Source organism: uncultured Sunxiuqinia sp. (genome assembly GCF_963974515.1).
Lineage (GTDB): Bacteria > Bacteroidota > Bacteroidia > Bacteroidales > Prolixibacteraceae > Sunxiuqinia.
In genome coordinates this window covers 1-7,380 of record NZ_CAXBDD010000138.1, presented here as the reverse complement: position 1 = coordinate 7,380, position 7,380 = coordinate 1, and the positions used below count along the sequence as shown (strand labels likewise).

The following is a 7,380-nucleotide window of genomic DNA, read 5'->3' as shown; positions in this document are numbered from 1 at the left end:
AGGGGCTGGATGGAAGGCACAAGCCAGGTGTAAACCAGTCCGCCAAGCAAACCTCCAACAATTCCCGTTAAGGCATCGAGCGAACCTTCGCCCAGAGAAACCGCCAGGGTGCCCGGACAATAACCCAGAATGGCCATTCCAATGCCGAAAATCAGTCCGCCCAACATCACGCCAACCAATAAAACTGGTTTCACATGGTAGGCCGCCAGTCCAAGGCCAATTTCAAGATTGACCAGAATGATGCCAACTCCGATGGCCATTGCAATGGCTTTGGCCACGGTTAAGTTTTCGAGCGTTGCCATGCCGCTGATGACGTTGTATTTATTGAGGCTGGCGTACTGCAAGGATGCTCCAAACAGAAATCCAAGTATGAGAATTAAGATGGTCATGATGGGAAAATTTAATTGGTTTTTGGGTGGGCAAGATAGAATTTTTCAAAGAGTGAGTATGTGATGAATGTCACACACAAAAAAAGTCCTGAAGTAGGTTATACACCGGCATCAGGACAACATTGGAAAAGGATGAACCTAATCAGTCGTTTTTTCTTCAGCTTCCTGGGCATCCACCACGGCAATGGCCACCAGGTTCACAATTTCGCGTACCGAGCTTTCCATCTGCAACACGTGGACCGACTTTTTCATGCCTAGCAAAATGGGTCCAATGGCTTTAGCCGTACCCAGTTCCTGCAACACTTTGTACAGAATATTACCCGAACTCAGGTTAGGACAAATCAATACGTTGGCGTCCTGTTCGCCCAGTTTGGTAAAGGGAAACTTACGGTTTCGCAGGGTGCCGTTTAGGGCATAATTGGCTTGCATTTCACCGTCGACCATCAAGTCGGGGTAATTTTGGTGCAGGATTTTTACTGCCTCGCTGGCCCGCACAGGACTACCTTTGCCTTTAAACGCGCCAAAGTTTGAATAGCTCAGGATCGCAATCCGAGGTTCAATTTTAAACCGCCTCACTTCGTTGGCAACCAGTACGGTAGTGTCGGCAATGACCTGTGGGGCTGGATCGGAATTGACTGTAGTATCGGCCAGGAACAAAGGACCTTTCTGGGTGAGCAGAATGTACATTCCGGCGATATGATGAAAATCCTCTTTTGTACCGATTACTTGTAAAGCGGGTCGAATGGTGTCGGCATATTTGCGTGAGAAGCCCGAGATAAACGCATCGGCTTCGCCGGTCTCCACCATCAGGCAGCCAAAATAGTCGTGGTTGTACATTCTTTCGAGTGCCTCTTCGAAACTCATGCCTTTGCGTTTCCTTTTTTCAAAAAGCACCTGCGCCAGTTCATGTCTCCGATTGTCGGAGATATCCCTGAAAATATCGATGATGGGGACATCGGACAGCTCGAGTTTATTTTCGGCCAGAATTTTCTCAATGGCTTTTCTGCTGCCCAGCAAGATGGGTTTGGCGATTCCCTGATCAACCACAAAACGGGCAGCTTTTAGCATTTTCAGGTTGTTGGCATCGGCAAAAACCACCCGCTTCGGATTTTTTTTCGCCTTATTGCATATGGTCATAATCAGCTTGTTCTCCAGGCCCAAGCGGGTACCGAGTTCCCTTTCGTATTCTTCCCAGTCGGAAATGGGTTTGCCGGCTACACCCGAGTCCATAGCCGCGCGGGCCACAGCCGGCGAAACGGTGGTGATGAGTCGCGGATCCAGTGGTTTGGGGATGATGTAGTCGCGGCCGAATACGATGTTTTCCATGTTGTAAGCCTTGGTGACCAACTCCGGGACATACTTTTTAGCCAGATCGGCCAGTGCCTTGACAGCAGCAATCTTCATTTCCTCGTTGATGGTTCGCGCCCGCACATCCAGCGCCCCGCGGAAAATGAAGGGAAAGCCCAGCACATTGTTGATTTGATTGGGGTAGTCGCTGCGACCGGTGGCCATGATCACATCTTTGCGGGCGGTCGTGGCCTCTTCATAGCTGATCTCAGGCGTAGGGTTGGCCATCGCAAAAACAATGGGATCTTTAGCCATCGATTGAATCATTTCAACCGACACGACATTGCCGACGGACAGGCCTAAGAAAACATCAGCACCAGCCATCGCTTCCTTTAGGGTGCTAATTGCTTTGAAAGTGACAAACTGTTGTTTCGAAGCATTCAGGTCCGTGCGCGCGTTGTTTAGCACCCCTTTGCTGTCGAGCATCACCACATTTTCTTTGTTCACGCCCAGGCTGAGATACAATTTGGCGCAGGAAATTGCCGCTGCTCCGGCGCCATTTATCACCACCTGTATTTCGTCGATTTTCTTTCCGTTCAGTTCCAGCGCATTGAGCAAGCCTGCAGCCGAAATGATGGCGGTGCCATGCTGATCATCGTGAAAAACCGGAATGTCGAGGGCCTCTTTCAGCTTTTCTTCAATTTCAAAACATTCGGGCGCCTTGATGTCTTCGAGGTTGATGCCGCCAAAGGTTGGTGCAATGGCTTTGACTACCTCAATCAGTTTCGCCGGATCTTTTTCCGCGACTTCAATATCGAAGACATCGACATCGGCAAAAATTTTGAAAAGCATGCCTTTTCCTTCCATCACGGGTTTGCCGGCCAGCGGACCAATGTCGCCCAGACCCAAAACAGCGGTGCCATTGGAAATTACAGCCACCAGGTTTCCCTTGGAGGTGTACTTGTAAACGTCGTCCGGATTTTGCTGAATTTCGCGACAGGGCTGGGCCACGCCGGGCGTATAGGCCAGCGACAGATCGTATTGCGTGTCGTGAGGTTTGGTGGGAATGACTTCGATTTTGCCGGGACGGCCTTTTTGGTGATACCATAAGGCATCTTCGTAAACTGAATTTTTCATGGTAGGCTGATTTTTGTCTAATCAATTTACGAAAAATATATTTGAGTGTCAATGGCTTAATTATCCGCTTTGACGCTTGAATTTTTCGTTACCTTCCGTGCCAAGTGCCTGCTCTTTGTTATCTTTGCCGCATGAAGTCAGACCGGTTTAAAGGATACCTTTTTGCGGCCATCGCCACGATTGCCTTTTCAAACATTTACATTTTCAGCAAGGCGGCATTAAACGAGGTGCACCTCACACAGTTTGGTGTTTACTGGTTTTTCATTGCGCTGGTGCTGAGTGTGGCATGGCTGTTCAGAACAGGAAGTCATCGGGCTATTGCGCATTTATCGAAACGGCAGTGGCGAATTTTGGGTTTGCTGGGTATTCTGGAAATCCTGACCACCACAAGTTTTTTCCTGTCCATTCAGATTATTCCAGATCCGGCAGTTACGTCCTTTATTGGCAACCTGTTTCCGGTCATCCTCACGGGTATGGGCATTGTGTTTTTGCACGAGCGTTTTACCTGGCTCGAATCGTTTGGCGCCTTATTGGCATTGATTGGTGCGTTTATCATTAGCTACCAGGGAGGCACCACCTTGGCCGATCTATTTATTCCGGGTACGGGCATGGTTCTGATCAATGCGATCTTCGCAGCGACGGCCTCGCTGGTGGTCAAAATGAATGTGAAAACCATGACCCCCGAGTTGCTAATTACCAACCGGGTGGTCTGGCTGTTCGTGTTCTCGCTGATCATGTTTTTCGTATATGGACAATCATTGGTGATTCCAATGAGGCCGCTGATCAATATTGCCATTGGTGCAACGCTCGGGCCTTTCCTGGCTATCCTGACGATTTATTACTCGTTCCGCTACATCGAAGTGTCCAAGTCTTCCATCGTCCAAAGTTTGAAGGGCGTTTTTGTGTTGCTCGGGAGTTACCTTTACTTTCAAACCTTACCATTGCCCCATCAGCTGATCGGTGGCGGAATTACCATTGTCGGGGTGTTGATCATCTCAGTGGGCAAAGCCCGCCTGGGACAAAAAAACTAAGCCTGAGGCTTCCTTCCTTCATAAACTATACCTCTGGGAGTTTCCACGGTGCACGGTACTCCGGAACGACGTACGCATTGGCCGCGTCGCTGTTCCTAAACCGGCCTTGTTGGTCATCCCAGTGCAGGAGTCCTGCGCCCGATCGAATGGCGATGTTGGCGCTGTGTGCAGCCACAGCAACGGCCCGCCCGATTTCAGGCGTGCAAACGGGTTGCTCGCGCTTGCGGATACATTGCACAAAATTCTGCACATGCTCGGCATGGTTCTCGCCCTGAACTTGTTTTTCCATTGGTTCAGTTTTGCCTGCTTCTTTGTCGTTGTCCCACTCCGGGATCACCTTGAAACCTGCGCGATCAGCAACAATGGTTCCCAGGTCGCCCACAAACGCCAGCCCGTAGTTTTGGTCCCAGGGCCCGTTTTGGGTACCGGCAGTGTGCTCCCAAGTGACGGCGTAATTGTCTTCAAACTGGAAAATGACCGACATGGTGTCGAAGGTTTCGTGGTTGTGGTCGGGAAACGACAAGTTGCCGCCCGAGGCCATGATGGATTTGGGCGGTGCGCTGATGTCTTTGGCCCAAAAGGCCATGTCGATCAGGTGGACTCCCCAGTCGGTAACCAGCCCGCCGCCATAATCCCAAAACATGCGCCAGCTGCCATGAAAGCGGGTGGGGTTGAAGGAGCGTTCTTTGGCAGGTCCCAGCCACATGTTGAAATCAACGCCTGCCGGAACAGCGGTGTCAGGCTTTTTAAGCTGGCCGATGCCATAATTAAAATTGCCCCAGACGTTTGTTTTCCGAAGCTTGCCAATTCGTCCTTCTTTAATCAACTGGTTGATCTGGTTCCAGTGCTGTCCGCTACGCTGTTGCTGGCCCACCTGGACAAACTGTTTGTTGTAACGTTTGGCTGCCTTCACCATCAGGTTACATTCTTCTATGCTATTGGCCATGGGCTTTTCCACGTACACATCCTTGCCGGCCTGCAGGGCATAAATGGTCGGCAGGCAGTGCCAGTGGTCGGGTGTTCCTACAATCACGGCGTCAATATCCTTGTTCTCGAGTACGTTGCGGAAGTCACCATACAATTTGGGCTGCTGTCCGAAATCACGGTCAACAATCGCCGCCTTTTCTTCCAGCACATTCTGATCGATGTCGCACAAGGCAACACAGTTCACCCCGGGCATGGTCAGGTGGTGTTGTAAAATGCCAAAGCCCATGTTTCGGCAGCCAATCAGGGCAACGTTCACTTGGTCGGAGGGAGCGACGGCTCCGTGCAGGTAGTTTGAAAATGCGGGAATGGATGCTGCGCCAAGGGCTGCGGCGCTTGTTTTTTTAATGAAGTTTCGTCTGTTGGTGGTCATACTGTGGTGTTTAGTGGTTTCGTCTGGGTTACTTTTCGATACGTTCGTGTTTTTCTCGCTGGAAGGCTTCAATTTCCTTTTTCGAAACAGGCTGGGTTCCGCCAATGGTTGTGGCTACTTTGGCGCCTGTGGCGTTACCGAATTTCAGGGCTTCCTCCGGCGACTTTCCTTGCAGCAACTGGTGAATAAAACCAGCCGAGCAGGCATCGCCCGATCCGACGGTGTCGGCAAGTGTTACCCGGTAGCCCGGGTCGTGGTGGTATTCGCCGGTATCGGACAGCACAAAGGCACCTTTTTCGCCGAGCGTTCCCAATACCATTTGCAGGTGATAGTCTAAGATCAGTTCACCGGCCAAGCCTTTGAGGGTGTCCGATTCAAGCTTAAGTAGTTCTTTCAGTCTGATCAGTTCTTCGTCGTTTATTTTCAGGATGTGGGTCAGATGAAGGCTTTCCTCAATAATTTCCGTCGTGTAACAGTCTTTTCGCAGGTTGATATCATAGAATAAGGTGGCTTCTTTGGCAGCCAGCAGTAGCTGACGGACGGCTTCGCGCGCTTGTTTGGTTCGCTGAATGAGGGTGCCGAAACAAACACAGTCGACATGGCGAGCGAGCTCCAGTGCCGCCGGGGTAGCTTCCAGGTTGTCGTAAGCCACTTGCTCATGGATGGTGTAGTCCGGAATGCCCTGCTTGTTGAGCCTGACCTGCACGGTTCCGGTTGGGTAAGCTGGGTCGATCTGAATATTTCGCTCGGAGAGTTCCAGCTGGCGAATCCGTTCAAGTGCTTCGTCACCCAAATCGTCGTCACCAATTCGGGTGATCAGTTGTCCCATGTCGCCAAAGGAATTCATACGGTAGATGAAGTTGGCGGGAGCACCTCCCAAAACTTTGCCCCCTGGCAATAAGTCCCATAGCAATTCGCCAACGGCAGCAACTATTTTTCGCATCTCATTAGGTTTATTTTGATTGGTTAACCAAATGTAAAAAGAATTATTGAGAACAGCGGATCAGAAAACCTGATGTACAACAAGGTTTCAAGATAAAAATGGGTAATTTAGGGGATGAATTATTTGGCGCATCTCTATCTTTCGGGCGAGGATGAATCGATTTTGGTTGGCAATTTCATTGGTGACTATGTGAAAGGCAATCAATATCAGCAGTATCCTCTGGCCGTGCGAACCGGGGTTTTGCTTCATCGGCAAATCGACTGGTTTACCGATCGCCATCCGCTGGTAAAGGATTGTGCCAGTCGCTTCAAAACCAATTATGGCCGGTACTCCGGCATTGTGACTGATGTGATTTTCGACCATTTCCTGGCTGTTGGCTGGCGGCAGTATTCCATTTATCCCCTGCGCCAGTTTTCCAAGCATGTCCACGCCATTTTGCTGTCCAATTTCGGCCTGCTTCCGCTGCGTGTGAAGTTGTTTTTGCCTTTTCTCATTCAGCATAAGCGGCTCGAGTCCTATGCCGGATTGGAAGGGATTTGGCAATCGCTGGCCATTATGGGCCGCCGCACCAGCCTGCCCGAAGAAGCCGACTTTGCCCTGGAGGTACTCCGGCAGGACTACGAACTGATTAAGCAGGAATTTGTAGTTTTCTTTGCCGAACTGGTTGATTTTGTGGAAACCAACTTCGAAGTGGAAATCAAAAAGCCTACTGAAAACCCACGCTGATTTAGAAGATTGGAGAGTATATGCTAGAAAAGAATTAGAAATTAGGTTAATACTAGAAAAAGGATTTCGACTAAATTCATAATTTATAAATGAGTCTTATCATATGGAATACTTTGGTTCTTGTTTGTGCAAAGGAATTAAATTTAAAGTTTTAGGTGACTTTGAGAGTTTTTATTTATGTCATTGCAGATATTGTAGGAAAGATACGGGGTCAGCTCATGCTGCAAATTTATTTTCGACAACAGCTAAACTAAGTTGGATAAAAACAGAAACGGAAATTAAAACATATCAACCGCCAAAAAGTGATCATGTGAAAGCCTTTTGTACAAATTGTGGTTCAGCTTTGCCCAATTTGCAAATGGAAGGTAAACTTTTAGTTGTTCCAGCAGGATGTTTAGATACTAATTTAGAAAAACGACCTAATGCACATATTTTCGTCTCAAATAAAGCATGTTGGGATGAGTCGCTGGAAGCAATAAATAAATTTGGACGTTTCCCTGAATAAAATAC

General features: G+C 49.1%; 7 protein-coding genes. 3 read left to right on the top strand and 4 right to left on the bottom strand.

What is annotated here, in order from left to right:
* Both AAC033_RS17550 and AAC033_RS17545 read right to left on the bottom strand, forming a co-directional pair.
* Positions 1-389, bottom strand: a 389-nt coding sequence (locus AAC033_RS17550; protein WP_339740529.1) for a YeeE/YedE thiosulfate transporter family protein, incomplete at its 3' end; no start/stop codon positions are given.
* A gap of 138 nt (positions 390-527) precedes the next feature.
* The gene (locus AAC033_RS17545; protein ID WP_339740527.1) at positions 528-2,813 is read right to left on the bottom strand and encodes an NADP-dependent malic enzyme; all 2,286 of its coding nucleotides are present in this window, start codon (positions 2,811-2,813) and stop codon (positions 528-530) included.
* A gap of 131 nt (positions 2,814-2,944) precedes the next feature.
* Between AAC033_RS17545 and AAC033_RS17540 the strand changes: the two genes are divergently transcribed.
* Entirely contained in the window at positions 2,945-3,844 is a 900-nt protein-coding gene (locus tag AAC033_RS17540; protein WP_339740525.1) for a DMT family transporter, read from the top strand.
* Between the two features lie 25 nt (positions 3,845-3,869).
* Here AAC033_RS17540 and AAC033_RS17535 read toward each other — a convergent pair whose 3' ends face one another.
* Both AAC033_RS17535 and AAC033_RS17530 read right to left on the bottom strand, forming a co-directional pair.
* Entirely contained in the window at positions 3,870-5,201 is a 1,332-nt protein-coding gene (locus AAC033_RS17535; RefSeq protein ID WP_339740523.1) for a Gfo/Idh/MocA family oxidoreductase, read from the bottom strand.
* A 28-nt stretch (positions 5,202-5,229) separates the two neighbouring features.
* Positions 5,230-6,144: a carbohydrate kinase gene (locus AAC033_RS17530; protein ID WP_339740521.1), complete on the bottom strand. Its 915-nt coding sequence runs from the start codon at positions 6,142-6,144 to the stop codon at positions 5,230-5,232.
* A 114-nt stretch (positions 6,145-6,258) separates the two neighbouring features.
* Here AAC033_RS17530 and AAC033_RS17525 point away from each other — a divergent pair, with 114 nt between their 5' ends.
* Together AAC033_RS17525 and AAC033_RS17520 are read left to right on the top strand one after the other, a co-directional pair.
* Positions 6,259-6,870, top strand: a complete 612-nt coding sequence (locus AAC033_RS17525; RefSeq protein ID WP_339740519.1) for an ACP phosphodiesterase — start codon at positions 6,259-6,261, stop codon at positions 6,868-6,870.
* Positions 6,871-6,973: 103 nt separating this feature from the next.
* Complete coding sequence (locus tag AAC033_RS17520; protein ID WP_339740517.1) at positions 6,974-7,375, top strand: GFA family protein; 402 nt, start codon at positions 6,974-6,976, stop codon at positions 7,373-7,375.
* Positions 7,376-7,380 lie beyond the last annotated feature (5 nt).

Excerpts from the sequence above, each read along its gene's own strand:
- AAC033_RS17545 (WP_339740527.1), bottom strand. The coding sequence starts at position 2,813 with ATGAAAAATTCAGTTTACGAAGATGCCTTATGGTATCACCAAAAAGGC.
- AAC033_RS17540 (WP_339740525.1), top strand. The coding sequence starts at position 2,945 with ATGAAGTCAGACCGGTTTAAAGGATACCTTTTTGCGGCCATCGCCACG.
- AAC033_RS17520 (WP_339740517.1), top strand. The coding sequence starts at position 6,974 with ATGGAATACTTTGGTTCTTGTTTGTGCAAAGGAATTAAATTTAAAGTT.
- AAC033_RS17535 (WP_339740523.1), bottom strand. The coding sequence starts at position 5,201 with ATGACCACCAACAGACGAAACTTCATTAAAAAAACAAGCGCCGCAGCC.
- AAC033_RS17530 (WP_339740521.1), bottom strand. The coding sequence starts at position 6,144 with ATGCGAAAAATAGTTGCTGCCGTTGGCGAATTGCTATGGGACTTATTG.
- AAC033_RS17525 (WP_339740519.1), top strand. The coding sequence starts at position 6,259 with ATGAATTATTTGGCGCATCTCTATCTTTCGGGCGAGGATGAATCGATT.